Raw genomic sequence first — 24,444 nt, 5'->3', positions numbered from 1 at the left:
CAACATGCGATTGATTGGCACCGGAGTGGTGCTATCTAGGCGTGAGCGACCTCGAGCGATGCAAGCAAAATCAAGGACTTGTGAAGGCTCGGCGCTTGGCATGGTCCCTGCTCTAGTCCCGCTCACGAGCCACTTAACTCCTGCAGAGGTTTCTTCCGATGTCCGTGGAAAATGTTGAAAAGCTGATCAAGGACAACAAGGTCGAGTTTGTCGACCTGCGCTTCGTCGATATGCGTGGTGTACAGCAGCACATCACCTTCCCGGCCAACATCATCGAGCCGGCGCTGTTCGAAGAAGGCAAGATGTTCGACGGCAGCTCGATCGCGGGTTGGAAGGGCATCAACGAGTCGGACATGGTCCTGCTCCCGGACGCCGGCACTGCGTATCTGGATCCGTTCTTCGCCGATCCGACCATCGTGCTGACCTGCGACATCCTCGATCCGGCCACCATGCAGAGCTATGAGCGCGACCCGCGCGGCATCGCCAAGCGTGCCGAGGCCTACCTGAAATCCTCCGGCACCGCCGACCAGGCGTTCTTCGGCCCGGAGCCGGAATTCTTCATCTTCGATTCGGTGCGCTTTGCCAACGACATGGGCCACACCTTCTTCCAGGTCGGCTCCGAAGAGGCTGCCTGGAACACCGGCGCCAAGTACGACGGCGGCAACAGCGGCTACCGTCCGGGCGTGAAGGGCGGCTACTTCCCGGTCCCGCCGACCGACACGCTGCACGACCTGCGCGCGGAAATGATCAAGACGCTGGAACAGGTCGGCATCGAGACCGAGGTGCACCACCACGAAGTGGCCACCGCCGGCCAGTGCGAGATCGGCACCAAGTTCAGCTCGCTGGTGCAGAAGGCCGACGAACTGCTGACGATGAAGTACATCATCAAGAACGTTGCCTACCGCAACGGCAAGACCGCGACCTTCATGCCCAAGCCCATCGTGGGCGACAATGGCTCGGGCATGCACGTGCATCAGTCGCTGACCAAGGGCGGCGTCAACCTGTTCTCCGGTGACGGCTACGGCGGCCTGTCGCAGATGGCGCTGTGGTACATCGGCGGCATCTTCAAGCACGCACGTGCGATCAACGCCTTCTCCAACTCCGGCACCAACAGCTACAAGCGCCTGGTTCCGGGCTTCGAGGCGCCGGTGATGCTGGCCTATTCGGCCCGCAACCGCTCGGCCTCGTGCCGCATTCCGTGGGTCACCAACCCGAAGGCGCGCCGTATCGAAATGCGCTTCCCCGATCCGTTGCAGTCCGGCTACCTGACCTTCACCGCGCTGATGATGGCCGGCCTGGACGGCATCAAGAACCAGATCGACCCGGGCGCGCCGAGCGACAAGGACCTGTACGACCTGCCGCCGGAAGAAGAGAAGCTGATCCCGCAGGTCTGCTCCAGCCTGGATCAGGCGCTGGAAGCGCTGGACAAGGACCGCGAGTTCCTCAAGGCCGGCGGCGTGATGAGCGACGACTTCATCGACGGCTACATCGCGCTGAAGATGCAGGAAGTCACCAAGTTCCGTGCTGCGACCCATCCGTTGGAGTACCAGCTGTACTACGGCAACTGAGTTCCACCGCGGTGATGGTGGAGGCCCCCCCTCCCACCTCCGCCATCGCCGCACATGTTCGATCGCTCCACGGCACCGGCCGGGGAGCGAAGGGGGGTTGAGAGAGCACACAGTTCGCGACGCGCGGGCCTGACCTCTCCCACGGCGCGGATGCATCTGCATCGGCCGAGGTCTGCGTAATCGCGAACGCGCGGATGCCGGGGTTGGCATCCAGGTGAATGACACCGCCGGGCGGCGCAATGCCGGCCGGTCTTTTCCACCATTCGGGGTATGCGCATGAAATTGATCACCGCCATCATCCGGCCGTTCAAGCTCGACGAGGTCCGCGAGGCCTTGTCCGCAGCAGGCGTGTCGGGCATCACCGTGACCGAGGTCAAGGGTTTCGGGCGCCAGAAAGGCCACACCGAGCTGTACCGCGGCGCCGAGTACGTCGTCGATTTCCTGCCCAAGATCAAGATCGAGACGGTAGTGACCGACGACCGGCTGGACGCAGTGGTCGAGGCCATCCAGAACGCCGCCGGCACCGGCAAGATCGGCGACGGCAAGATCTTCGTGACCGCGATCGAGCAAGTCGTGCGCATCCGCACCGGCGAGATCGGCGCCGATGCGCTCTGAGTCCCCCACCCCCGGAGTTCTTATGAAGACAGCCCTTTTTGCCGGGTGGAAAGCCCGGTTCTACAGTGTCTGCATGCTGATGCTGTTCAGCGCGCTGGTGGTGGGCGGCATGGGCAGCGCGCATGCGCAGTCCACTCCGCAGGTCACCCCGCTACCGACCGAGCCGGTCACCACCGAACCGCTGCCGTCGGCGCAGCCGCCCGCCGCACCGGTGGCCGCGGCCGAGGCCGCGCCGGTGGTGGAGAAGGGCGACGTCGCCTGGATGCTGACCTCCACGCTGCTGGTGCTGCTGATGGTGGTGCCGGGCCTGGCGTTGTTCTACGGCGGCATGGTGCGTGCCAAGAACGTGCTGTCGGTGCTGATCCAGGTCGCGGTGGTGTTCTCGCTGCTGACCATCCTGTGGGTGGTGTACGGCTACAGCCTGGCGTTTTCCGGCGAAGGCCCGTGGATCGGCAATCTGGACAAGGCGCTGCTCAAGGGCGTGACCATCGAGACGCTGGCGGCCACCTTCACCAAGGGCGTGAGCCTGCCGGAATACGTGTTCGTGGCGTTCCAGGCGACCTTTGCCGGCATCACCGGCGCGCTGATCGTCGGCGCCTTTGCCGAACGCGCCAAGTTCGCCGCGGTGCTGCTGTTCTCGGTGATCTGGTTCACCTTCGGCTACCTGCCGCTGGCGCACATGGTCTGGGCCACCGGCGGGTATCTGTTCGGCCTGGGCGCGCTGGATTTTGCCGGCGGCACCGTGGTGCATATCAACGCCGGTATCGCCGGCCTGGTCGGTGCCTACTTCGTCGGCAAGCGCGCCGGCCTGGGCCGCGAGGCGATCAAGCCGCACAACGTGACCCTGACCTTCGTCGGTGCCTCGCTGCTGTGGGTGGGCTGGTTCGGCTTCAACGCCGGCTCCAACCTGGAAGCCAATGCCGGTGCGGCACTGGCCTTCCTCAACACCTTGCTGGCCACTGCCGCTGCCATCCTGGGCTGGTCGCTGACCGAGAAGGTCATCAAGGGCAAGTCGTCCGCGCTGGGCGTGGCTTCGGGCATGGTCGCCGGCCTGGTCGGCATCACTCCGGCCTGCGGCACCGTGGGTCCGTTCGGTGCGATCGTCATCGGCCTGGCCGCCGGCGTGCTGTGCGTGTGGGGCGTCACCGGCCTGAAGCGTCTGCTGGGCGCCGACGACAGCCTGGACGTGTTCGGCGTGCATGGCCTGGGCGGCATCATCGGCGCCATCCTGACTGGCGTGTTCTCGGCAGCCTCGCTGGGCGGCCAGAAGGGCGGCGATTACGACATCGTGCATCAGGTCGGCATCCAGGCGCTGGGCGTGGGCATCACCCTGGTGTGGATCGGCGTGGTGTCGGTGGTGGGCTTCCTGGTCGCCAAGCTGGTGTTCGGCCTGCGCGTCACCGAAGAAGCCGAGCGCGAGGGCCTGGATATCACCTCGCACGGCGAAGCGGCATACGAGTCCTGAGCATGCACACCCGCGGCCACGCTGCCGCGGGTGGCGCAACGACCCGGCCGGAACAGCCGTGCCGGGTCGGTTTTCTCCGCTGCCCCGCCGGGCGCGGACCAACTGCCGAGGTGCCTGCATGACCAGCCCCACGCCTGTGACTGTCGGCGCGGATGCCCGCTGGATCGGTGCGACCTGCTGCCGTCCGGCCAGCATTTTTTCGACGCATGCGTCGTTCGGCGCGACATTCGCGCACGGCGATGCTGCTTGCACTAAATTGGTGCAATGGTGACCTCGTCTTCCATGCCATCACTGGACACCCTGGGCACACCGGTGGCCTGGGCCGACCGCGAGGGCCGCGTGCTGGGCGTCAATCCGGCCTTCGCGCGCTGGCTCGGGGTCAGTGCGCGGCGCCTGGTCGACCAACCGCTGGCCGCGCTGGAAGTGCAGGGCGATGCGCTGGCGCGCTTCCTGCTCAACGACGAGCGCGACGTGCTGCGCCTGCATCGGCTGGCACTGGGCCTGCCCAACGACGCACCGCGCTTTGCCGAAGGCTGGCTGTCGCGGCTGGACGACGGTGGCTGGCTGCTGGAGACCCACCCGGTCGACGAATTCCCCGCGCTGGATCCCACCCATGCGCTGCCCAATGCCTTGAGCGCCGCGCTCAAGGGGCTGGCGCACGAACTGCGCAATCCGCTGGCCGGGCTCAAGGGCGCGGCGCAGTTGCTGGCGCGGCGCTCGGCCGGGCGCGACGAGGACGAGCGCGAGCTGATCGAGCTGATCGGCACCGAGATCGAACGCCTCAACACCTTGCTCGAACGCCTGCTCTCGCCCACGCCGGCGCGCCCGCACGACCGCCTCAACATTCATGTCGTGCTCGAACGCGTGCTGCGCCTGGCCGAGGCCGAGGGCGGCTGGTCGGTGCAGGTGCAGCGCGATTACGACCCCAGCATTCCCGACATCCTCGGCGATGGCGACCGCCTGACCCAGGCGGTGTGGAACCTGGTGCGCAATGCGTTCCAGGCCGGCGCCACCCGCGTGACCCTGCGCACCCGCGTCGAGCATGGCCAGCGCATCCGCGACCGCGTGCATGCGATGTCGCTGCGGCTGGAGATCATCGACGACGGCGGCGGCGTGCCGGAAGAACTGGCCGAGCACCTGTTCCTGCCGCTGGTCAGCGGCCGCGCCGAAGGCAGCGGCCTGGGCCTGGCGCTGGCCCAGCAGGTCTCGCGCGAGCACCACGGCACGCTGACCTACCGCTCGCGGCCGGGGCACACCGTTTTCACCCTGCTGCTGCCCGAGCTGGCCGGCGATCACGACAAGGAGCATCTGCATGGCTGAGGCCGCCGCCGCATCCCACCACATCTGGGTGGTCGACGACGACCGTTCGGTCCGCTTCGTGCTGTCCACCGCCTTGCGCGATGCCGGCTACGCGGTGGACGGTTTCGACAGCGCTGCGGCCGCGCTGCAGGCGCTCGCGATGCGGCCCACGCCGGACCTGCTGTTCACCGACGTGCGCATGCCCGGCGAAGACGGCCTGAGCCTGCTCGACAAACTCAAGTCCAGGCACCCGCAACTGCCGGTGATCGTGATGTCGGCCTACACCGACGTTGCCAGCACCGCCGGCGCCTTCCGCGGCGGCGCGCACGAGTTCCTGTCCAAGCCCTTCGATCTGGACGATGCGGTGGCCTTGGCCGCACGCGCGCTGCCGGATGCCGATGCCGGTGTCGAGGAGATCATCGGGACACCATTGGCAGAAGGCTCGGCGGCGCTGATCGGCGACACCCCGGCGATGCAGGCGCTGTTCCGCGCGATCGGCCGGCTGGCGCAGGCACCGCTGTCGGTGCTGATCAACGGCGAAACCGGTACCGGCAAGGAACTGGTGGCGCGCGCGCTGCATAACGAATCGCCGCGCGCGCGCAAGCCCTTCGTCGCGCTCAACACCGCCGCCATCCCGGCGGAACTGCTGGAGAGCGAGTTGTTCGGCCACGAAACCGGCGCCTTCACCGGCGCCACCAAACGCCACATCGGCCGCTTCGAACAGGCTGACGGCGGTACGCTGTTCCTGGACGAAATCGGCGACATGCCGCTGCCGCTGCAGACCCGCCTGTTGCGCGTGCTGGCCGAGAACGAATTCTTCCGTGTCGGCGGGCGCGAGCTGATCCGCGTCGATGTACGCGTGATCGCCGCCACCCACCAGGACCTGGAGGCGCTGGTCGAACAAGGCCGCTTCCGCGCCGACCTGTTGCATCGCCTGGACGTGGTGCGCCTGCAATTGCCGCCGTTGCGCGAGCGCCGCGGCGACATCGCGCAACTGGCCGAGAACTTCCTGGCCATGGCCGGGCGCAAGCTCGACATGCTGCCCAAGCGGCTGTCCTCGGCGGCGCTGGAACAACTGCGCCAATACGATTGGCCCGGCAACGTGCGCGAGCTGGAAAACGTCTGCTGGCGCCTGGCGGCCCTGGCCACTGCCGACATCATCGACGTGGTCGACGTGGAATCGGCACTGGCGCGCGGCGGCCGCCGCCAGCGTGCCGGCCGCGGCGACGGGCAATGGGACGAGATGCTCTCCAGCTGGGCCGCGCAACGCCTGAGCGAGGGCGCCCAGGGCCTGCACGCCGAAGCCCGCGAACGCCTGGACAAGACCCTGCTCGAAGCCGCCCTGCAACTCACCCAGGGCCGCCGTGCCGAAGCCGCCGCCCGCCTGGGCCTGGGCCGCAACACCGTCACCCGCAAACTCGGCCCGGGCCGTAAACGCCGCTGATTGCGAGCGCTCTGCTGAAGCCCCTCTCCTGCGGGAGAGGGGTTGGGGTGAGGGTACGTGGCGAAGCAGTGGGGCAGTCGATGATCACCTTTGCCGGCGCGTGGCGACGCGTTTGTCATTGCACCTTCTCCCGAGGGGAGAAGGGACAGCGAAATCCCAACAACCCGCATCCCATCGACACGCACCTCCAACAACCCGACCCACCACATCAACCCCGTAAACTCCTGTGCTGCCAGCGCGCGCATTTCATGGCATGTGAACATGCGCCCGCATAGGTTTTCAGCCTGATCAGGAGAACAGCTCGATGCGTTACCTGTCGTCCACGATCGTTGCCCTCACCGCGCTGGCGCTTGCCGCCTGCAGCAGCACGCCACCGCCACCGCCGCCCCCACCCCCGGCGGCGCGCGTGGTGCCCGTGCGTCCGGTCCAGCAGGCCGAAGCGGCGCTGGCATCGGCGTCGGGCAGCCTGGTCAGCGGTCGGGTGGTGCTGGTCCCTGCGCTGCAAGGCATCCGTATCACCGGTACGGTGGGTGGCCTGCGCCCGGGCGGCGTGGCCGGTTTCCATGTGCACGAACGCGGCGATTGCAGCGCCGCCGACGCCAGCAGTGCCGGCGCGCATTTCAATCCGACCGGTGTGGCGCATGGACGTGCCGGCAGCACTCCCCACCACGCCGGCGACATGGACAACCTGCGTGCCGATGCCGAAGGTGTCGCGCATCTGGACATGATCGTCGCCGGCATCACCCTGGGTGACGCCGCCCCTACCGACGTGGTCGGCAAGTCGCTGGTCGTGCATGCCGATGCCGACGACTATCGCAGCCAACCCAGCGGCAATGCCGACGCACGTCTGGCCTGCGGCGTCATCCGCGTCACCCAGTGGCGCACACCCCCTTCGCAGCCCTGAGTCGGGGCACCCTGGCTGCAGCTGCGGCCTTTCTACAGGAGTTTTCTCATGCGCATTCTTCCAACGACGTTGTTCCTGGCCACCGCGCTGGTGCTGACCGCGTGCAAGCGCGACGAACCCGCTCCGGCCGATCCTGCACCCGCACCGCAGGCCGGCGCAGCGGCCGAAGCGGCGCATGGCGGCGAGCACGCCGCGTCCATGGTCACCGAAGCGGCGGCCACCACCACCGCCACCGCCGAGCTCAAGCCGACCAAGGGCAGCGACGTCAAAGGCACGGTGAGCTTCAAGATCGTCGACGGCGCGCTGCGCGTCACCGGCCAGCTCAGTGGCCTCAAGCCCGACAGCGAACACGGCTTCCATATTCACGAAAAGGGCGATTGCAGCGCACCGGACGGCAGCAGCGCCGGCGGCCACTTCAACCCGGCCCAGTCCGATCACGGCGCCGTCAGTGCCGACCCGCACCACGGCGGCGACATGCCCAACATCAAGGCCGATGCACAGGGCAATGCCAGCATCGATGGCCCGGTGTCGAGCAACGTCAATCTGGGCAAGGCCGACCAGTTCGATATCGCCGGCCACGCGGTGATCGTGCATGCCGATGCGGACGACTACAAAACCCAGCCCACCGGCAACGCCGGCGGCCGTCTGGCCTGCGGCGTGATCACCACCGACAACGCGCCAGCTGCAGCCAAGTAAGCAGGACAAGCCAGCAGCCAGGCAGAGCGCCGCGGTGATCGATCACCGCGGCGTTGTTGTTTCTGGGCTGCGGTGGGAGCGATCCGGTCATGCGTGGTGCCGGCGCCAGCGCATCCTGCATGCGATACCTCACGTAGTGCATGCTTCCTGTCGGTACGCATCGAGCTGCCGGTACGCCTCCAACGATCGATACACCCTCACACCGGGCGCACCGCACGGGTGGCCGACATCGTTGGCCTGCGCAAGACCCGCACTATCAACGACTCAGTAATTCGGCCACAGCCCCGGCGTCGCCAGCTCCAGCAGATGCGCATCCGGATCGCGGAAGTAGAGGCTCTGCCCGCCGCCCGGCCATTGCGTGCGGCCCTCGATGGGCACGTCGCAGGACTGCAGATGTGCCTCCCATCCGGCCAGCGCATCACGGGCGATGGCGAATGCGTAATGCGCGCGCCCGCTGCCATCATGCGGCGGAATCGTGCCGCCCGGCAGCGTGACCGTGGTGGCGGTGCTGCCCTGCAGGAACAACAGCAACACCTGCCCGGGCGCGATTGTGTACGCGGCCATGCGCGTGTCGCGGTACATGGCTGCCAGCCCCAGTACGCGGGCATAGAACGCGCAGGCGCGCTCCAGGTCTGCCACATACACGCCGGTTTCCAGCACGCCCTGCAACGCCGGCGCCACGGACGCCGGCGTCTGGCTCATGCGGCCAGTGCCTGGCGCGGATCCTGGCCCGGTTCCACGTGCACGTACAGTACCGGCAGCCCGTGCGCTTCCAGCACTGCGGCCATCTGCCGCTGGCGGGAGAGGAATTGTTCGTAGACGCCGCGCAGGCGTTCGCAATTCTCGCGGTCGTGCGCGTAGTAATCGCACCAGCCGGCCGGGTCGAACAGCGCGATGCGCACTTCGCCATCGACGTAGCGCAGCACCGGCTCGGGTGGCTGCTCCAGCCACTCTTCGCTGCGCGGCGCCAGCAGGGCGGCTTCGATCAGCGGCCACAACGGGGCCAGGCCCTGGTTGTCGTACTGCATCGAAATCATCGCCGCCAGATCGTTGGCGGTGAGATACCGCGCATGTTCGATGCGTGCGCCGAAGCTTTCCTGCGCCAGCAGCGCGGTATCGGCCTGCGCCATGCCCTGGGCCAGCAGCACGTCTTCCATCGCATCGGCCACCGTCGCCACGATCTGCGGATCGCCGGACAGCAGGAACGGGAGCACGCGCAGGCCGCCGCCGGTCAGCTGCGCGTCGGCCTGGAAGGGCAGCGGAATCTCGCCCTGCGCATCGGCGCCGAACGCCAGCACGCGCGGGCCCTGATCGCGCCCGGGCGCACGCGCATGCAGCTCGTCCAGCCGGCGATGCAGCGGCCAGCCCGGCCGCAGCACCTCGGCCGGGTCGAAGTGCGCCATTGCCACGCTGAGCTCGAGCTCGCGGACTTCGGGGATCCACTGTGCCAGGTCGCGGCCGATGCGTTCGGCCAGCATGCCGGCCTGCTCGGGCGCCAGGGCGCCGCGCTCGGGGGCGGTGCCGCCGGTCAATTCCAGCGCCAGTACACCCATGGCGGTCACGCCGTGTTCGGTCTTGCTCATGATTCGCGGTTGGCCCATCACGGGGTCGAAGCTACACTGCGGCCATTATGCCTGCCGGCCCTGTGCAGGCCATGTCCCCGAGTCCTCCATGCCAGGTCAACCGATGCCCGCAGCCCGTCCCGTCGCCATTCTGGGCGGCGTCCGTATCCCGTTCTGTCGTCAGAACACCGCGTACGCGGACGTGGGCAACCTGGGCATGTCGGTGCGCACGCTGGGCGCGCTGGTCGAGCGCTTCGGGCTGCACGGGCAGCAACTGGGCGAAGTGGCGATGGGAGCGGTGATCAAGCACTCCTCGGACTGGAACCTGGCCCGCGAGGCGGCGCTGTCGTCCGGGCTGTCGCCGCTGACGCCGGGCATCACCCTGCAGCGCGCCTGCGGCACCAGCCTGGATTCGGTGATCACCATCGCCAACAAGATCGCGCTGGGCCAGATCGATTCGGGCATCGGCGGCGGCTCGGACACCACCTCGGAAGTACCGATCGTCTACGGCAAGAAGCTGCGCGCGCGGCTGCTGGCCGCCAACCGCGCCAAGGCCACCGGCGACAAGCTCAAGGCCCTGCTGCGCGGCTTCAAGCTGAGCGAGCTCAAGCCCGAATTCCCCGGCGTGGCCGAGCCGCGCACCGGCAAGAGCATGGGCGACCATTGCGAGGACATGGCCAAGGAATGGAACATCTCGCGCGATTCGCAGGACGAATGGGCGGTGGCCTCGCACCACAAGCTGGCCGCCGCCTATGAGCGCGGCTTCTTCGACACCTTGATCGCGCCGTTCCGCGGCGTCTCGCGCGACAACATCCTGCGCGCCGACACCTCGCTGGAAAAGCTGGCCACGCTGCGCCCGGCCTTCGACAAGACCTCCGGCCGCGGCACGCTGACCGCGGCCAATTCCACCCCGCTTACCGATGGCGCGGCCGCGGTGCTGCTGTCCAGCGAGGCCTGGGCGCTGGCGCATGGCCATACCCCGATGGCCTATCTGCGCGATGCGCAGGTGGCGGCGGTGGATTTCGTGCATGGCGAAGGCCTGTTGATGGCGCCGACCATCGCGGTGCCGCAGATGCTGGCGCGCCAGGGCCTGACGCTGCAGGACTTCGACATCTACGAAATCCACGAGGCCTTCGCCGCGCAGGTGCTGTGTACGTTGCGCGCGTGGGAGAGCGAGGATTACTGCCGCAATCGCCTGGGGCTGGACGCGCCGCTCGGCCGTATCGACCCGGACAAGATCAACCCGCTGGGCTCGTCGCTGGCCACTGGCCACCCCTTCGCCGCCACCGGCGCGCGCGTGGTGGCAACGGCCGCCAAGCAGCTGGAAGAACGCGGCGGCGGCCGTGCGTTGATTTCCATCTGCACCGCCGGCGGCATGGGCGTGGTGGCCATCGTCGAGCGCTGACGCTGCTGCGCAGCGTGGGATTGGGCATTCGGGAGATTCGGGATTGGGGATTCGTAAAAATCAGGAGTCCGCGTCTGCTCTTGCGAATCCCCAATCCCCAATCCCCAATCCCGAACCTGCAAGGACGCATGGATGTCGAACGTCGATTCACGCCAACCCCCGACGCTTTATCTGCCTCCGACGCGCGGCGCCGTGTGGCGCGAGGGCGATGTGCTGGTATGCACGCCGGGCGCCGATCTGCCGCCGCGTTGCGTCAAGTGCGATGCGCCGGCGGACATCCCGCCGCGCCGCTACATTTTCCATTGGCATCATCCGGCGATCTATCTGGCGCTGTTGATGGGGGTGCTGCCATACCTGATCCTGGCCATCGTGCTGCGCAAGCGCAGTGCGCATGTGCTGAGCCTGTGCGCGCGGCACGAGCGCCGCCGCGTGCGTTGTGTCGCCATCGCGATGGCGTCGATCGTGCCGCTGCTGGTCGGCGTGCTGTGGATCGGTGGCGCGACCGGCTGGCTGACCGGTGCCGGTGTGATGGCGGCGATGCTGTTGATCGGCAGACGCGGTTCGCGCGTGTTGTCGGCGCAATTAGTCGATCACGAGCAGGCGCGTTATCTCGGCGCCTGCGAGGCGTTTTTGCGCGCATTGCCGGCGCCGCCCCGGCAATCGCGCGATTGGTGAGCTGCGCTGCTGCGTTTGCAGACTGCTTTGTCGTGCCCTTGCGGCCGTCCCTGCAGGCTTGATGACAGGCCGGCACACGTTGCCGGCAGCGTCTGTGCTCAGGTGTAGATCACCAAGAGCCCCGGACATGCCGGGGCTCTTGGGTGCATCCGCGCATCGCCGCAGGAGCGATCAGACCTCGGGTCAAAGCACGCGATCGTCCGGTGCGAGCGGATCGGCCGGCGGCGTTGCATACGCCGACACGATCGGCCCGCGCAGTGACTGCTGTGGCAAGCCTTCGTGCACCGGCTCGCCGCGCGCGGCGCGCAGGGCGTTGGCGTAGCAATGCTGCGCGGACAGCAGATCGCCCGCGGCGGCAAAGCCGTGGCCGAGTTCTTCCCAGGCCTCGCTGCCCGCGCCATTGGCCACCGCGCGATGCAGGAACTCTTCGGCCTGCGCCCACTGCTGCTGGTGACGTGCCAGGCGCGCCAGGGTCAGCAACAGGCCCGGGCTGTCCGGGTACTGGGTCAGCCAACGCTGCGCACTGGCGCGGCGCGAATCGTATTTTTCCAGCGGCAGCACGCCATACAGGCGCACCAGCGATTCGTCCCACTGCGTATCCAGCGCCTGCTCCAGGCTATGCACCGCCGCATCGTCCCAGTGCAGCACTGCCGCGCGCTGTGCATAGGCACCCACCACCGCGGGATAGGTACGCAGCGGTTTGGGCAGCGCTTCCCAGCGTTCGGCCAGGGCATTGGCATCGCCGGCCTGCAACAGCGTCTGCTCGGCCAGCGTGGCTTCCAGTGCGCTGTAGGCCTCCGCTGCCAGCACTGCCTGCTGACGCAATGCACCCAGCTGGCCGTAAGCCTCGTCGGCGCGACCGATCTGCGCCAGGGCGTGCGTGCGCAGCAGCAGGCCGCGCGCCGGCAGCGGTTGCGCGTTGGCGCTATCGAGCGCATTGATCGCCTCGACCGGGCGTTGCCGCGCCAGATGCCGCTCGCCTTGCAGCAACGCATGCGCGGTGGGGTCGCACTCGGCCAATTGCTGGGCCAACGCATTGGCCGCCACCTCATCGCCGCGTGCATCGGCGACCCGCACTGCACTGGCCAGGGCGATGCCGCTGACGTCCGCATCCTCGCTGGCGTTGACCAACAGGCGCTCGGCACGCTGCCACTGGCCGTGATCGGCTGCGCGCAGGCCTTCGATCAGGCGGGCGCGGCCCTTCCTGCGGCGGTATTTGCCCCAGACCCGGAACGGCAGGCTGACCAGCGTCCACACCAGCCACAGCACCAGCAGCGCGATGACCAGGATCAGCAGCGCCTGCGGCATGGCGGCGCGGTAGTCGTTGCCGCCGACGCTGACCACCACATTGCCCAGGTCGTAACTGGTCTGATGCGACAGCCATTGCGCACCGAGCACGCCCAGCGCCACCGCAATCAACAGGATCAAGACGGTACGCAACACTTTCATTGGGTGGATCTCCCTTCACGCATGGCCTGCAGTTGCAGCAGGGTGGTGCCCAGTTCCGGCAGGCGCGGACGCAGTGGCGCTTGTTGCAGCGTGCGCAGGCGGGTGCGTGCCTGGCGACGTTGTGGCGAATCCGGCCATAGCCGGGTGGTCCAGGTGTCGACCCGCCGCAGCGATTGCGCAAAGCCGGCAGCATCGCCGCGCTCGGCCGCGGCGCGGGCCAGGCTGACCTCGATCTGCAAGGCGTCGCGCGCGGCGTGGCGATCGCCGCCGGTCAGCAGCGCATCGCCACGGCTGGGACGGATGTCCACCAGCGGTGCGAGTGCTTTCTGCCACCACGGCTGCGCCGCTTCGCTGTCCCTGGCGGTCTGCTCGGGCAGGCGCAACAGGTCGCCGGCCAACTGGTCCAGGGTTTTGCCGGCCTGCGCCTGCGGGCCTGTGCCAAGGCGATCCAGTGCGTCGCGCTCCTGCACCAGCGTCTGGCGCAGATTGAGATAGCCGGGATCGTCGATGCCATTGAGCGCGGCATTGGCCAGCGCGTAGGCGCGGCGCGCACCGTCGGCGTCGCCGGCGATGCTCAGCCGCTGCTGACCCAGCCGCAGCAGCAACTCCACCTCATCCAGCCGCAGCGCCTGCTCACCGTGGCGGTTGGGATCGGCAAGCTTTTGCACGGTTTCTTCGAGCAAGGCGCTGCGCTGGCTCAGGCCCAGCATCTCGTCGCGCAGCACACGGTTGGTGGCTGCCGCATCCGCCAGGCGTTCGTTGGCCAGGCGTTGATCGCGGCGCAAGGTTTCCAGCATCTGCTGCGTGCCATCCCAGCGCTGCTGCTGCGCTTCGGCGGCCTGCAGCTGCGCACGTTGATAGCCCTGCCATGCGCGCCAACCGAAGAACAGCGCCACGCCCACGGCGGCCAGCGCGACGACGAGCAGCAGCCATGCCAGGGGAAAGCGTCGCGTGGGAGCGGGCATTTCGGTCATTCGTCCATCCTCGCGCGGTCACGACGGGTGCAGGTGCCGCAGTCATCTGCCACAGCATGGCTTGCAGCGGCAGACAGCCGCAAGCCGTGCTTGAGTTCGAAGTTCAGCAAGATCGCGATGGTGTCACGATCGCGGCGGCGGCAGCGGTCAATTGCCCGGGCAAGGGACCTGCGGCGCGCAGCACCTGCTGGAAGCCGGCGACGTGTGCGGCTTGCAGCATGCGTTCGCTGGAGGCCACGACCGGGCGTTGCTTCAAGGCGTCGACCAGCGGTCCAGGCAATTGCTGCAGCACCAGCGTCAGCGCTTCGGCGCTGCTCAGCGCCAGCACGCTGGCTGGCAGCGCGTCCGCCAGGGCACGCACTGCCGATGCGCGCAGGCGCAGCGCCACGCGCTGGTAGACATCGGCGCGCAGGATACGGGCGCCGCGTTGCTCCAGGGCCGGCGCCAGCATGCCGCGCCCGCCCGGGGCGGTGATCAGCCCGACGGCCTGCAGCGGGTGTTGCAACAGCGGCAATGCGAGCAGGCCCTCGCTGTCCATGCGCGCCGGGCGTATCACCGTGTCGATGCCACAGGCCTGCAGCGCGCGTGCGGTGCCGTCTCCCACGCTCACCCACTGCGCCTGCGCCGGCCGCTGCAGCGGCACCAGACGATGCGCCGCGTGCACCGCGGCCGGACTGGTGAACACCGCGATCGGCGCGTGCAAGGCCTGCCGCAATGCGGCCAGTGCCTGCGGGGTGTGGTTGGTCTGCAGCCGCCACGGCGACAGCGCCAGCAGCCGTCCGCCGTGACGCGCGGCGGCCCGCCGCAGCGGTGCGTGCTCACCGCTGGGCCGCAGCGAGATCAGGGTCCAGGCGTCGGCAGCGGAAGCGGGACGTGTCATCCAGCGATTATGCGAGAGCCGCGCGGTCTCGGGGCGGGTATCGCGCGCTGCGCTGGCGCTGGCGGCGATTCGGCGCTTGCCCGCTGCCTGGCCGTGCGTTCGGGCTCGACGTGATGCCTGCATTTCTGGGCGAGACCCAGGCCTGCGACGGCGCGATGCCGTACGCGTTCACCATGCGGTACCGCATGTCATTCCAGTGCACAAGACGCTCGCGGGACATTGCGGCATGATGCCGCCCTTCGCCGTCTTCCAGCCTTCGCCGATGACTCCTTCGTGCACGCTCGCATCCGCCCTGCAGTCGCTGCAGCAGCAGTTCATCGCCATGCCGCCGGTCCTGTCGATGGGCATTGCCGTCGACGGCTTGCATGACGGCGCGTTGCGCTTGCGTGCGCCACTGCAGGCCAACGTCAACGACAAGGCCAATGCGTTCGGCGGCAGCCTGGCCTCGTTGATGACGCTGGCCAGCTGGGGCTGGCTGACGCTGCAACTGCAACTGGCCGGGCACAGCGCCGATGTCTACGTGGCCGACAGCCAGCTGCGCTATGTCGCTCCGGTCTACGAAGACCTGGTGGCCAATGCCGAGCCGTCCGAACTCGGCAGCTGGGAGGCGTTCCTGGCCACCTTCCGGCAGCGCGGCAAGGCGCGCATCGGCATGCGTGCGCACATCGCGCTGGGGTCCGGCGCGGCGGCGGCCACCCTGAGCGGGCGTTTCGTGGCGTTTCCAAAACGGTAGGATGCGCGCTGGACTTGGGGGAATGCGCATGCGGGCAGTGATCGGGGCAATGCTGTTGCTCGGGCTGATGATGGTCGGCGGGGGGGCGTCTGCCGGCAGCCGTGCCCAGGCACGCGCGCTGGAAACCACCCAGGCCGCCTACACGGCCGCGGTGCGCTGGAGCGATTTCGATGCCGCGCAGGGCTTTGTCGAACCGACCTACGCCCAGGCGCATCCGCTCAGCGATCTGGAACGCTCGCGCTACGAACAGGTGCAGATTTCCGGCTACCGCGAGCTGCGGGTGGGCGAGGATGGCAACGGCGACCTGCGCCGCGAGGTCGAGTTGCGGGTGATCAACCGCAATACCCAGGCCGAGCGGCTGGTGCGCAGCATCGAGCTGTGGCGCTGGGATGCCGAGCGCAAACGCTGGTGGCTGGCCAGCGGCCTGCCCGATCTGTGGCACGGCCAGTAGCCGCGCCACCGGTGCCTGGCCGTCGCGCGCGCCAGCTGTGCGACAATTCCCGCCCGCTAGCCTGACCCTGACCCCGTGAATTTCGAAGAGCTGCAGGCCTTTGTCGGCCGCAACCCCATGTTGTCGCTGGCCCTGGTGGGCCTGACCATCGCCCTGATCGTCACCGAGGTCGCGCGCCTGTTCCGTGGGTATCGCGCGCTCAAGCCGGCCGAGCTGACCCGTTTGATCAACAGCGAGAACGCGCTGGTGATCGACCTGTCGCCGACCGCCGATTTCGAAAAAGGCCACATCGCCGGCAGCCGCAACGTGGCGCTGGCCAAGTTCGACCCGGCCGGCAAGCTGCTCGCCAACGCCAAGTCCTCGCCCGTGGTGGTGGTGTGCCGCAACGGCAATGCCTCCGCAGGCGCGGCCAAGACGCTGAAGAAAGCCGGTTTCGAGCAGGTCTACTGGCTCGATGGCGGCGTGGCCGCCTGGCAGATGGCCGAGCTGCCGCTGGTCAAGGGCCGCGCCTGACCGCACCTTGTGAGGCGCCGGGCAAGTCCCCATTGCTGGCGTGAGAGACTCGCGCTTTCACGTCTGCATCATTCAACGCTGCATCCACCGAACCGTTTCTGGAGTTAGGAATGTCCGACGAAATCATCAACGGCGCGGCTGCGCCGGCCGACGCCGCTGCTGGCCCCGCTTTCACCATCGAGAAGATTTACGTCAAGGACGTTTCCTTCGAATCGCCGAACGCGCCGTCCGTCTTCAATGACGCCAACCAGCCCGAGCTGCAGCTGAACCTCAACCAGAAGGTGCAGCGCCTCAACGACAACGCCTTCGAAGTAGTGCTGGCCGTGACCCTGACCTGCACCGCCGGTGGCAAGACCGCCTACGTGGCCGAAGTGCAGCAGGCCGGCGTGTTCGGCCTGGTCGGCCTGGAGCCGCAGGCGATCGACGTGCTGCTCGGCACCCAGTGCCCGAACATCCTGTTCCCGTACGTGCGCACCCTGGTCAGCGACCTGATCCAGGCCGGCGGCTTCCCGCCGTTCTACCTGCAGCCGATCAACTTCGAAGCGCTGTACGCGGAAACCCTGCGCCAGCGTTCGCAGGGCGAAGGCACCTCGCTGGCCGATTCCGAGCCGGCTGGCAACGCCTAAGCCTTGCGTGCGCCGATGAGCGATTCGACGCAGAAGATCGCCGTTCTCGGCGCCGGCTCCTGGGGCACGGCCCTGGCCGCGCTGCTCGCCAGGCACGGTCACCCGACCGTGCTCTGGGGACGCGATGCGGCGATGGTGGATGCCATCGACCGCACCCACGAAAACGCGCGTTATCTGCCGGGGATTGCACTGCCCGAGAGCCTGCGCGCGACCACCGACCTGCAACTGGCCATTGCCGATGCCGGCTGGATCCTGGTCGTGGTGCCCTCGCATGCATTCACCGAGACGATCCGGTTGATCGCACCGCTGCGTCCGGGCGCTGCCGGCGTTGCGTGGGCGACCAAGGGCTTCGAGCCTGGTTCCGGGCGCTTCCTGCACGAAGTGGCGCGCGACATCCTCGGCCCCGGCGTTGCGCTGGCCGTGGTGACCGGGCCGTCCTTCGCCAAGGAAGTCACGCTCGGCCTGCCGACCGCCATCACCGTGCACGGCGACGATGGGGCGTTTGCGCAGGTCGTGGCCGATGCCATGCATGGCCCCACCTTCCGCGCCTACACCGGCGACGACATGGTGGGCGCCGAGCTGGGTGGTGCGATGAAGAACGTGCTGGCGGTGGCCACCGGTGTGGCCGATGGCATGCAGCTGGGCCTGAACGCACGCGCCGGCCTGATCACGCGCGGCTTGAACGAGATGCTGCGGCTGGCGGCGGCGATCGGTGCGCGTCCGGAGACCTTGATGGGCCTGGCGGGTCTGGGTGATCTGGTGCTGACCTGCACCGGCGACCTGTCGCGCAACCGACGGCTGGGACTGGCCCTGGGACGCGGGCAGAGCCTGAGCGATGCGATCCGCGAGATCGGTCAGGTGGTGGAATCGGTGCAGACCGCCGACGAAGTCATGCGTCAGGCCGAGCATCACGGCATCGAGCTGCCGATCTCCAACGCCGTGCGTGCGGTATTGCATGGCGAGATCACCCCGGAGGCAGGCCTGAAGGAGTTGCTGGCACGCGAGCGCAAGCCCGAGTACCCGCAGACCTTGTTCACCTGACCGCAGCAGCGCGCATTGGCGCGCTGCGTAGACACCAACCAAGAAGCCCGGCATTGCCGGGCTTCTTGGTTGGTGTCGATCGCAAAGGTTGGCGGCAAGACGTAGCGCTTGAGCGCGCTGCGCTCGCGTTTCTGAACCCGCATTGCGTACATGCCGCTATGGCACAACGTGCGTAGTGCCAGCCGATCGCCCAAAAGAAAGAAGCCCGGTCGGGGGACCGGGCTTCCAATGCAACGTGGGAGAGAGCGTCGCGTTGCAGTCAAACCTGCGGCTTACCAGCTGAAGCGCGGGCCGACCGACCATTCCTTGTTGCCGTCGCCATCCATCCGGATGTCGCCGTTGATGCCCCAGTTCTGGTTCAACTTGACCTGGGCGCCGAGGCGGCCGTAGAAGTTGTCGCCGATGTCGATGCCGCGCTTCTTGGAGAAGTCTTCGTAGCCAGCCAGGGCGTAGACTTCGAAGTGCTCGCCGAAGGCGTTACGCAGGCCGGCTTCAACGCTGTAACCGTCGAAGCTGATGTTCGGGGTGTCCAGGTCCAGCTTGCGGTAGGCAACACGGGCAACGAAGTCGGTGCTGGTGGCGATCTCCTGGTTGTAACCCACGCCGACGCCCCACTGCTGGAAGTCGGAGTTGGAGCTTTCGAACACGTTGTCGTTGTCGTCAGCGTTCTGCTTGCTGTAATCGCCGAACACGTGGAAGTTCGGAGCGACGGCGTAGGACGCCTTCACGCCCCAACCATCCGCGTCGCGGCCTTCGGTCGGGGTGCGCACGTAGTCGCCTTCGACGAAGTTGTAGGAGAGGTTTTCAGCAGCGGAGGCCGCAAACGGCAGGGCTGCGAGAAGGCCGAGGGCCAGCAGGGAATTCTTCATGATCGATACCTGTACTTATGGTTTGGGCCGGCGCTGAGGCGGATGCCGTTCGCTGCCGAGATGTAAATTCTCCGTTATTCGATGGAACGCGACATGAATTTTGAACTGACTGGCCCATGAATCATCGCGCCCGGTTCAGCTGCGCTTCCTTGTCATCAAATCGCAATGCGCGTGGCGCACGCGCAAAGCGTGATGCATTGGCGGTTACATCGCGTCGATGTGATGCGCATGTATAGAAGCGGCTGTTTTTCAGTGATTTTTACTGCGTTTGCAGCGTGCAAGCACATTGCGCTGACACTGTGACTGGGAGCATGACAGGCTTGTCGAACAAGCGTGGAGCTGCATCGTGGCGAAGAAGAAGACGTTGGCGCGGTTTCTGGCCGAGACGCTGCAGAGTGCAGGCGTGGAGCGGATCTGGGGGTTGGCCGGCGACAGCCTCAACGGCCTGACCGATGCCTTGCGCGAGATGCAGACGATCGAATGGATGCACGTGCGCCACGAAGAGGTGGCCGCGTTCGCTGCCGGCGCCGAGGCGGCGGTGACCGGCAAGCTGGCGGTGTGTGCGGGTAGCTGCGGGCCGGGCAACCTCCACCTGATCAACGGGCTGTTCGATTGCCATCGCAGCCGCCAGCCGGTGCTGGCGATCGCCGCGCATATTCCCTCGTCCGAGATCGGGCTGAACTATTTTCAGGAGACGCATCCGCAGGAACTGTTCCGCGAGTGCAGTCACTTCGTGGAATTGGTGACCAATCCGGCGCAGCTGCCGGAAGTGCTGCACCGCGCGATGCGTGCGGCCATCCTGCAGCAAGGCGTGGCGGTGGTGGTGATCCCCGGCGATATCGCACTGCTGGACGTGGACAAGCACATGCCCACGGCCTGGCCGCAACTGCGCCAACCGCGCGTGCTGCCGGCCCCCGAAGATGTGCAGCAGCTGGCCGCGCTGCTGCAACAGAGCGAGGCGATCACGCTGTTGTGCGGCAGCGGTTGCGCGGGTGCGCACGATGCGGTGGTGGCATTGGCCGACACCCTGGGCGCGCCGATCGTGCATGCCTTGCGCGGCAAGGAGCATGTGGAGTGGGAGAACCCGTTCGATGTCGGCATGACCGGCCTGATCGGTTTCAGCTCCGGCTACCACGCGATGCTCAACTGCGACACCTTGATCATGCTGGGCACGGACTTCCCGTATCGGCAGTTCTACCCGAAGGACGCGACCATCGTGCAGGTGGACCGCGACCCGGGCGCGCTGGGGAGGCGCACGCCGTTGCAGCTGGGCATCGCAGCGGACGTGGGCGAAACCATCGCCGCCTTGCTGCCGCAACTGCAGCGACGCGAGCAACGCGACTTCCTGGACAAGGCGCTGGCGCACTATCGCAAGGCGCGCGAGGGGCTGGACGATCTGGCGGTGCCGGCCGATCCAGGCGAGCCGCTGCATCCGCAATTCGTGGCGCGCATGATCAGCCAGATCGCCGACCAGGATGCGGTATTCACCTGCGATGTCGGCACCCCGACGGTGTGGGCCGCGCGCTATCTGCGCATGAACGGGCAACGCCGCTTGCTCGGTTCGTTCAACCACGGTTCGATGGCCAATGCGATGCCGCAGGCGCTGGGTGCGCAGTCGGCGTATCCGGGCCGTCAGGTGATTGCGCTGTCTGGCGATGGCGGTTTTGCGATGCTGATGGGCGATTTCATCTCGCTGGCGCAGCTGCGCCTGCCGGTGAAGATCGTGGTGTTCAACAATGCCTCGCTGGGGTTCGTGGCGATGGAGATGAAGGCCGCCGGCTATCTGGACACCGGCACCGAGTTGCGCAATCCGGACTTCGCAGCGATGAGCAATGCGATGGGCATCCTGGGCATCCGGGTCGATGAGTCCGCGCAGCTGGAGCGGGCGTTGCGGCAGGCTTTCGCGCATTCTGGTCCGGCGCTGGTGGATGTGCGCATCGCCACGCAGGAACTGGCGGTGCCGCCGGCAATCAAGCTGGAACAGGCCAAGGGCATGGGCCTGTATCTGCTCAAGGCAGTGATGAGCGGGCGTGGCGACGAGGTGATCGATCTGGTCAAGACCAACATGCGCTGACACAGTGACCGCGTTCTGAAACTGCACGTTTTTACCGGACCCTCGCATGCCTCGTTCGTTGTTGCGCCAGTTGCTGCTGATCTGGGTGGTGATCCTGGCTGCCTGCGTGGGCGTGGCCACCATGTTGTATGGCCTGTACCAACAGACCGAAGGCGTGCGACTGGACGATGCGCGCCAGCAATTGACCGCGCAATGCGCACGCATCGCGCAGCGCTATGCTGGCGCGAGCGAGGCAGCGCGCAGTGGCGACAACGGCGCCGGGCTGGCCGCGGTGGTGGTGCAGCTGGTGCTGGCCGATGCGCCGGGGGTGGAGGGCGGTGTGTGGAACCTCGACAAGGGATTCGTTGCCTACGCCTATCCCACCTACGACGGCAGCGATCACAAGACCGATATCCCGGCCGCCGAGTGGACCACGATCGTCAGTACCGCGCGGCAGAGTGCGGTGGGCAACAAGGCCGTGGATTTTCGTCGCGACGGCAGCCGCGAAGTGGTGTTGATCAGCGCCTGCCCATTGGCCGCGGGCACCGCCGCTTGGACCATGTCGCGGGTGCCGGCCAGCACCTCCGATGCCTGGCGGCCACTGGCGGTCGGCATGCTGCTGATCTTCGCCATGGTGGCGGTGTCGGCGATTGCCCTGGGCGTGGTGGTACGGCGCTGGAGTCAGCGCCTGCAGCGCATCCAGCAGGCGCTGGCCGCCGATACCGAACTCCCGCAGATTCCGGTCACCGGCGCACCCGAGCTGGACCGGCTGGGCGCTGCGGTCAGTGATTACGCACAGCGCAATGCGCAGGCCTTGGCGCAGACGCGGCGGCTGGCCGACGAGCTGGCACGGCACGAGCGGCTGGCCGCACTCGGGCGCCTGACCGCCACGGTGGCGCATGAGATTCGCAACCCCATCGCCACGATGCACCTGGCCGTGGAGAACGAAATCGCCACGCGCCAGGGCACGCCGGACGATGCCGCGCACGCTGAGCTGATGCTGGGGCAGATCCGTCGCCTGGATGGGGTGGTCGAAAGCCTGCTCGGCATGGTGCAGCCGATCCGCTTGCAGCTGGAAACGGTGGTGGTGCAGGACTGGCTGGCGAGCTTGCTCGATCCGGCCTTGCTGCCGCCAGGCGCCCCGGCGCCACAGCTGCGCGTCCCGGACACGCCGCTGCAGTGGATGCTCGATCCGCAGCAGCTCGGCCGTGCCGTACACAATCTGCTGCGCAACGCGCTCCAGCACGCCGATGCAGGCAGCGCGGTGACACTGGAGGCCAGCACCCGCGATGGCTTGCTGCAGCTACGGGTGAGCAATCGTGGCGCGGCCATCGCCGATGCCATCGCTTCGCAATTGTTCGAGCCGTTCGTCAGCGGTCGCGCCGACGGCAATGGCCTGGGGCTTGCGCTGGTGCGCGAGATCGCCCGTGCACATGGCGGGCAGGTGCGTTATGCACACGCCGACGGTATGACCGATTTCATTCTGGAGCTGCCATGGCGCGCATCCTGATCATCGACGACGATGCGGCGTTTCTGGCCACCTTGCAGTCAACGCTGTGCTCGCTCGGCCATACGGTGATCGCGGTCGACAACGGCGCCGATGGTTTGCTGCGCCTGAACGAGGGCGGCATCGAGCTGGCGTTCGTGGACTTCCGCATGCCCGGCATGGACGGAATCCAGGTGCTGCGTGCGCGTGCGGACGATCCCCGCGCGCGCCAGGTGCCGCTGGTGATGCTCACCGCGTACGCCTCCAGCGGCAACACCATCGAAGCGATGACGCTGGGTGCATTCGATCACCTGGTCAAGCCGGTGGGGCGTGCGGATATCGTCCATGTTGTGGAGCGTGCATTGGCAAGTCGCGCCGATGCCAACGCAGATACCGCAGCGAGCGAACCTTCCGACGACGACGGCTTGGTCGGCCACAGCCCGGCGATGCGTACCGTGCATAAACGCATCGGACTGGCGGCAGCTTCCGATCTGCCGGTGTTGATCACCGGCGAAACCGGTACCGGCAAGGAACTGGTCGCGCGCGCCCTGCATCGCGCCAGCGCGCGCGCGGCGGCGGCATTTGTCGCGGTCAATTGCGCGGCGATCCCGTTGGAGTTGATGGAAAGCGAATTGTTCGGCCATCGCAAGGGCGCCTTTTCCGGGGCGACCAGCGACCGCATCGGCCTGATTCGCGAAGCCGATGGCGGCACGCTGTTTCTGGACGAGATCGGCGACATGCCGCTGCCGATGCAGGCCAAGTTGTTGCGCTTCCTGCAGGAAGGCGAAGTGATGCCGCTGGGCGGGCGCGGCGCGCAGAAGGTGGATGTGCGCGTGCTGGCGGCCACGCATCGCGATCTGGCGGCGTGGGTGGCGGCAGGACAGTTCCGCAGCGATCTGCGCTATCGCCTAAATGTGGTGCCGATCGAACTGCCGCCGCTGCGCGAACGCGGGCAGGACATCGTGCTGCTTGCGCAGTATTTTCTGCGCAGCGGCGAAGGCGCGGCGCGTGCGCTGTCGGCGGACGCGCAGGCGCGGCTGCTGGCCTACCCGTGGCCCGGCAACGTGCGCGAGCTGCGTAACGTCATGCAACGCAGCCAGCTGCTGGTGCGCGGCCACAGCATCGTTGCCGCCGATCTGGACGACGCGCTCGAGTACGGTGCCGAGCAGCCCATGACTGCAGCGCCACCTGAAGGCACCTTGCCCGAGGCGGTGGCGCGGCTGGAAAAGCAGATGATCCAGGACGCCTTGGCGCACAGTGGCGGCAACCGCGCCGAAGCCGCGCGCCGGCTCGGCATTCATCGCCAGCTGCTGTACCGCAAGCTCGATGAGTATGGCCTGCAGTAATCGCAGCGATCAGCCCGGGCGCGGTGTTCGCAGGCTGACCACGTCGGCCACGACGCAGTACGCGACAGCAGCACGCGCAGCTGTTGCCGTGCGCACCTTTAGATTGCATGCCGCTGCCGCCACTCGCAGCATTGGCCTAGGGCATTCCAGCAGCAAACGGTGCAGCCGGGAGCGCAGCGCCACGCGTTCGAAATCCGGCCCGGACGTCGGCACGCGCAGGCCACGGTCGAGCGTGCCCGGCACGTTCCTGGCTTGGGAGCCACGCACAACCCGAGGCTGCGACGTGTCTGCAAAGCGGACAGCGGTGTATGAAACGCAGACGATGGTGCCCGATCGTTCTCACAAAAAATCTTTGTAAAACAATGGTTTACAGGTTGGCACAATTGCTGC

24 protein-coding genes are annotated in these 24,444 nt (G+C 67.4%); 18 read left to right on the top strand and 6 right to left on the bottom strand.

Annotated elements, in window-relative coordinates:
* Nucleotides 1–158 precede the first annotated feature (158 nt).
* The 8 genes from glnA (at nucleotide 159) to XarbCFBP7408_RS16155 (ending at nucleotide 7,991) form a co-directional block, all read left to right on the top strand.
* On the top strand, nucleotides 159–1,568 hold the full coding sequence (glnA, locus tag XarbCFBP7408_RS16185) for a type I glutamate--ammonia ligase (RefSeq protein ID WP_016903411.1): 1,410 nt from the start codon (nucleotides 159–161) through the stop codon (nucleotides 1,566–1,568).
* Between the two features lie 276 nt (nucleotides 1,569–1,844).
* A complete protein-coding gene (locus tag XarbCFBP7408_RS16180) occupies nucleotides 1,845–2,183 on the top strand; it encodes a P-II family nitrogen regulator (RefSeq protein WP_002808480.1) in 339 nt (112 codons plus the stop codon).
* Between the two features lie 22 nt (nucleotides 2,184–2,205).
* The gene (locus tag XarbCFBP7408_RS16175; protein WP_181106676.1) at nucleotides 2,206–3,648 is read left to right on the top strand and encodes an ammonium transporter; all 1,443 of its coding nucleotides are present in this window, start codon (nucleotides 2,206–2,208) and stop codon (nucleotides 3,646–3,648) included.
* Nucleotides 3,649–3,766: 118 nt separating this feature from the next.
* Entirely contained in the window at nucleotides 3,767–3,919 is a 153-nt protein-coding gene (locus XarbCFBP7408_RS22975; RefSeq protein WP_181106678.1) for a hypothetical protein, read from the top strand.
* Nucleotides 3,913–4,968, top strand: coding sequence for a two-component system sensor histidine kinase NtrB (locus tag XarbCFBP7408_RS16170; RefSeq protein WP_104563816.1), 1,056 nt, complete (start codon nucleotides 3,913–3,915; stop codon nucleotides 4,966–4,968). Before XarbCFBP7408_RS22975 ends, XarbCFBP7408_RS16170 begins: the two co-directional genes overlap by 7 nt.
* Complete coding sequence (gene ntrC / locus XarbCFBP7408_RS16165; RefSeq protein WP_104563815.1) at nucleotides 4,961–6,391, top strand: nitrogen regulation protein NR(I); 1,431 nt, start codon at nucleotides 4,961–4,963, stop codon at nucleotides 6,389–6,391. The genes XarbCFBP7408_RS16170 and ntrC overlap by 8 nt, the downstream gene beginning before the upstream one ends.
* Nucleotides 6,392–6,695: 304 nt before the next feature.
* On the top strand, nucleotides 6,696–7,295 hold the full coding sequence (locus XarbCFBP7408_RS16160) for a superoxide dismutase family protein (RefSeq protein WP_181106680.1): 600 nt from the start codon (nucleotides 6,696–6,698) through the stop codon (nucleotides 7,293–7,295).
* A 48-nt stretch (nucleotides 7,296–7,343) separates the two neighbouring features.
* Nucleotides 7,344–7,991: a superoxide dismutase family protein gene (locus XarbCFBP7408_RS16155; protein ID WP_024940497.1), complete on the top strand. Its 648-nt coding sequence runs from the start codon at nucleotides 7,344–7,346 to the stop codon at nucleotides 7,989–7,991.
* Nucleotides 7,992–8,255: 264 nt separating this feature from the next.
* Here XarbCFBP7408_RS16155 and XarbCFBP7408_RS16150 read toward each other — a convergent pair whose 3' ends face one another.
* Complete coding sequence (locus XarbCFBP7408_RS16150) at nucleotides 8,256–8,693, bottom strand: VOC family protein (RefSeq protein ID WP_181106682.1); 438 nt, start codon at nucleotides 8,691–8,693, stop codon at nucleotides 8,256–8,258.
* Nucleotides 8,690–9,574, bottom strand: a complete 885-nt coding sequence (locus XarbCFBP7408_RS16145; protein ID WP_181106684.1) for a hypothetical protein — start codon at nucleotides 9,572–9,574, stop codon at nucleotides 8,690–8,692. Before XarbCFBP7408_RS16145 ends, XarbCFBP7408_RS16150 begins: the two co-directional genes overlap by 4 nt.
* A gap of 88 nt (nucleotides 9,575–9,662) precedes the next feature.
* Here XarbCFBP7408_RS16145 and XarbCFBP7408_RS16140 point away from each other — a divergent pair, with 88 nt between their 5' ends.
* Together XarbCFBP7408_RS16140 and XarbCFBP7408_RS16135 are read left to right on the top strand one after the other, a co-directional pair.
* Nucleotides 9,663–10,958 (top strand): acetyl-CoA C-acetyltransferase, encoded by a 1,296-nt coding sequence (locus XarbCFBP7408_RS16140; protein ID WP_104563813.1) that lies wholly within the window; start codon nucleotides 9,663–9,665, stop codon nucleotides 10,956–10,958.
* Nucleotides 10,959–11,090: 132 nt separating this feature from the next.
* Nucleotides 11,091–11,633: a hypothetical protein gene (locus XarbCFBP7408_RS16135; protein ID WP_104563812.1), complete on the top strand. Its 543-nt coding sequence runs from the start codon at nucleotides 11,091–11,093 to the stop codon at nucleotides 11,631–11,633.
* A 183-nt stretch (nucleotides 11,634–11,816) separates the two neighbouring features.
* Here XarbCFBP7408_RS16135 and XarbCFBP7408_RS16130 read toward each other — a convergent pair whose 3' ends face one another.
* From XarbCFBP7408_RS16130 to XarbCFBP7408_RS16120, 3 genes are all read right to left on the bottom strand, one after another.
* A complete protein-coding gene (locus tag XarbCFBP7408_RS16130; protein WP_104563811.1) occupies nucleotides 11,817–13,082 on the bottom strand; it encodes a heme biosynthesis protein HemY in 1,266 nt (421 codons plus the stop codon).
* Nucleotides 13,079–14,056 carry a uroporphyrinogen-III C-methyltransferase gene (locus tag XarbCFBP7408_RS16125; RefSeq protein ID WP_104563810.1) on the bottom strand — a complete coding sequence of 326 codons (978 nt, stop codon included), beginning with the start codon at nucleotides 14,054–14,056 and terminating at the stop codon, nucleotides 13,079–13,081. The genes XarbCFBP7408_RS16130 and XarbCFBP7408_RS16125 overlap by 4 nt, the downstream gene beginning before the upstream one ends.
* A gap of 103 nt (nucleotides 14,057–14,159) precedes the next feature.
* Complete coding sequence (locus tag XarbCFBP7408_RS16120) at nucleotides 14,160–15,059, bottom strand: uroporphyrinogen-III synthase (protein ID WP_308632324.1); 900 nt, start codon at nucleotides 15,057–15,059, stop codon at nucleotides 14,160–14,162.
* A 139-nt stretch (nucleotides 15,060–15,198) separates the two neighbouring features.
* On the opposite strand from XarbCFBP7408_RS16120, the gene XarbCFBP7408_RS16115 reads away from it, so the two are divergent.
* The 5 genes from XarbCFBP7408_RS16115 (at nucleotide 15,199) to XarbCFBP7408_RS16095 (ending at nucleotide 18,300) form a co-directional block, all read left to right on the top strand.
* A complete protein-coding gene (locus XarbCFBP7408_RS16115) occupies nucleotides 15,199–15,669 on the top strand; it encodes a YiiD C-terminal domain-containing protein (protein ID WP_104563846.1) in 471 nt (156 codons plus the stop codon).
* 28 nt (nucleotides 15,670–15,697) lie between these two features.
* Nucleotides 15,698–16,120, top strand: coding sequence for a hypothetical protein (locus XarbCFBP7408_RS16110; protein ID WP_104563845.1), 423 nt, complete (start codon nucleotides 15,698–15,700; stop codon nucleotides 16,118–16,120).
* A gap of 75 nt (nucleotides 16,121–16,195) precedes the next feature.
* Nucleotides 16,196–16,633, top strand: a complete 438-nt coding sequence (locus XarbCFBP7408_RS16105; RefSeq protein ID WP_016903395.1) for a rhodanese-like domain-containing protein — start codon at nucleotides 16,196–16,198, stop codon at nucleotides 16,631–16,633.
* A 110-nt stretch (nucleotides 16,634–16,743) separates the two neighbouring features.
* Nucleotides 16,744–17,259: a protein-export chaperone SecB gene (secB, locus tag XarbCFBP7408_RS16100; RefSeq protein ID WP_065033159.1), complete on the top strand. Its 516-nt coding sequence runs from the start codon at nucleotides 16,744–16,746 to the stop codon at nucleotides 17,257–17,259.
* Between the two features lie 15 nt (nucleotides 17,260–17,274).
* Nucleotides 17,275–18,300: an NAD(P)H-dependent glycerol-3-phosphate dehydrogenase gene (locus XarbCFBP7408_RS16095; RefSeq protein ID WP_104563844.1), complete on the top strand. Its 1,026-nt coding sequence runs from the start codon at nucleotides 17,275–17,277 to the stop codon at nucleotides 18,298–18,300.
* 272 nt (nucleotides 18,301–18,572) lie between these two features.
* Here the strand turns inward: XarbCFBP7408_RS16095 and XarbCFBP7408_RS16090 are convergent, their stop codons facing one another.
* Nucleotides 18,573–19,169 carry a diffusible signal factor-reguated Ax21 faimly virulence factor gene (locus tag XarbCFBP7408_RS16090; protein WP_016904049.1) on the bottom strand — a complete coding sequence of 199 codons (597 nt, stop codon included), beginning with the start codon at nucleotides 19,167–19,169 and terminating at the stop codon, nucleotides 18,573–18,575.
* A 364-nt stretch (nucleotides 19,170–19,533) separates the two neighbouring features.
* Here XarbCFBP7408_RS16090 and poxB point away from each other — a divergent pair, with 364 nt between their 5' ends.
* Genes poxB through XarbCFBP7408_RS16075 form a run of 3 tightly spaced genes read left to right on the top strand, consistent with a single transcriptional unit; the run spans nucleotide 19,534 to nucleotide 24,054 of the window.
* Complete coding sequence (gene poxB, locus XarbCFBP7408_RS16085; RefSeq protein ID WP_181106690.1) at nucleotides 19,534–21,243, top strand: ubiquinone-dependent pyruvate dehydrogenase; 1,710 nt, start codon at nucleotides 19,534–19,536, stop codon at nucleotides 21,241–21,243.
* A gap of 46 nt (nucleotides 21,244–21,289) precedes the next feature.
* A complete protein-coding gene (locus tag XarbCFBP7408_RS16080; RefSeq protein WP_104563807.1) occupies nucleotides 21,290–22,732 on the top strand; it encodes an ATP-binding protein in 1,443 nt (480 codons plus the stop codon).
* On the top strand, nucleotides 22,717–24,054 hold the full coding sequence (locus tag XarbCFBP7408_RS16075; RefSeq protein WP_104563806.1) for a sigma-54-dependent transcriptional regulator: 1,338 nt from the start codon (nucleotides 22,717–22,719) through the stop codon (nucleotides 24,052–24,054). The genes XarbCFBP7408_RS16080 and XarbCFBP7408_RS16075 overlap by 16 nt, the downstream gene beginning before the upstream one ends.
* The last annotated feature ends 390 nt before the right edge of the window (nucleotides 24,055–24,444 follow it).

The sequence above is a fragment of the Xanthomonas arboricola pv. guizotiae genome (genome assembly GCF_002940205.1).
Taxonomy (GTDB): Bacteria; Pseudomonadota; Gammaproteobacteria; order Xanthomonadales; family Xanthomonadaceae; genus Xanthomonas; species Xanthomonas arboricola_C.
Note: the sequence above shows the minus strand (reverse complement) of the source record. Positions and strands in the feature narration are given on the sequence as shown.

Bases quoted from the DNA above. Each gene is read 5' to 3' on its own strand.
- glnA (WP_016903411.1), top strand. From the start codon at position 159: ATGTCCGTGGAAAATGTTGAAAAGCTGATCAAGGACAACAAGGTCGAG.
- XarbCFBP7408_RS16180 (WP_002808480.1), top strand. From the start codon at position 1,845: ATGAAATTGATCACCGCCATCATCCGGCCGTTCAAGCTCGACGAGGTC.
- XarbCFBP7408_RS16175 (WP_181106676.1), top strand. From the start codon at position 2,206: ATGAAGACAGCCCTTTTTGCCGGGTGGAAAGCCCGGTTCTACAGTGTC.
- XarbCFBP7408_RS22975 (WP_181106678.1), top strand. From the start codon at position 3,767: ATGACCAGCCCCACGCCTGTGACTGTCGGCGCGGATGCCCGCTGGATC.
- XarbCFBP7408_RS16170 (WP_104563816.1), top strand. From the start codon at position 3,913: ATGGTGACCTCGTCTTCCATGCCATCACTGGACACCCTGGGCACACCG.
- ntrC (WP_104563815.1), top strand. From the start codon at position 4,961: ATGGCTGAGGCCGCCGCCGCATCCCACCACATCTGGGTGGTCGACGAC.
- XarbCFBP7408_RS16160 (WP_181106680.1), top strand. From the start codon at position 6,696: ATGCGTTACCTGTCGTCCACGATCGTTGCCCTCACCGCGCTGGCGCTT.
- XarbCFBP7408_RS16155 (WP_024940497.1), top strand. From the start codon at position 7,344: ATGCGCATTCTTCCAACGACGTTGTTCCTGGCCACCGCGCTGGTGCTG.
- XarbCFBP7408_RS16150 (WP_181106682.1), bottom strand. From the start codon at position 8,693: ATGAGCCAGACGCCGGCGTCCGTGGCGCCGGCGTTGCAGGGCGTGCTG.
- XarbCFBP7408_RS16145 (WP_181106684.1), bottom strand. From the start codon at position 9,574: ATGAGCAAGACCGAACACGGCGTGACCGCCATGGGTGTACTGGCGCTG.
- XarbCFBP7408_RS16140 (WP_104563813.1), top strand. From the start codon at position 9,663: ATGCCAGGTCAACCGATGCCCGCAGCCCGTCCCGTCGCCATTCTGGGC.
- XarbCFBP7408_RS16135 (WP_104563812.1), top strand. From the start codon at position 11,091: ATGTCGAACGTCGATTCACGCCAACCCCCGACGCTTTATCTGCCTCCG.
- XarbCFBP7408_RS16130 (WP_104563811.1), bottom strand. From the start codon at position 13,082: ATGAAAGTGTTGCGTACCGTCTTGATCCTGTTGATTGCGGTGGCGCTG.
- XarbCFBP7408_RS16125 (WP_104563810.1), bottom strand. From the start codon at position 14,056: ATGACCGAAATGCCCGCTCCCACGCGACGCTTTCCCCTGGCATGGCTG.
- XarbCFBP7408_RS16120 (WP_308632324.1), bottom strand. From the start codon at position 15,059: ATGCAGGCATCACGTCGAGCCCGAACGCACGGCCAGGCAGCGGGCAAG.
- XarbCFBP7408_RS16115 (WP_104563846.1), top strand. From the start codon at position 15,199: ATGACTCCTTCGTGCACGCTCGCATCCGCCCTGCAGTCGCTGCAGCAG.
- XarbCFBP7408_RS16110 (WP_104563845.1), top strand. From the start codon at position 15,698: ATGCGGGCAGTGATCGGGGCAATGCTGTTGCTCGGGCTGATGATGGTC.
- secB (WP_065033159.1), top strand. From the start codon at position 16,744: ATGTCCGACGAAATCATCAACGGCGCGGCTGCGCCGGCCGACGCCGCT.
- XarbCFBP7408_RS16095 (WP_104563844.1), top strand. From the start codon at position 17,275: ATGAGCGATTCGACGCAGAAGATCGCCGTTCTCGGCGCCGGCTCCTGG.
- XarbCFBP7408_RS16090 (WP_016904049.1), bottom strand. From the start codon at position 19,169: ATGAAGAATTCCCTGCTGGCCCTCGGCCTTCTCGCAGCCCTGCCGTTT.
- XarbCFBP7408_RS16080 (WP_104563807.1), top strand. From the start codon at position 21,290: ATGCCTCGTTCGTTGTTGCGCCAGTTGCTGCTGATCTGGGTGGTGATC.
- XarbCFBP7408_RS16075 (WP_104563806.1), top strand. From the start codon at position 22,717: ATGGCGCGCATCCTGATCATCGACGACGATGCGGCGTTTCTGGCCACC.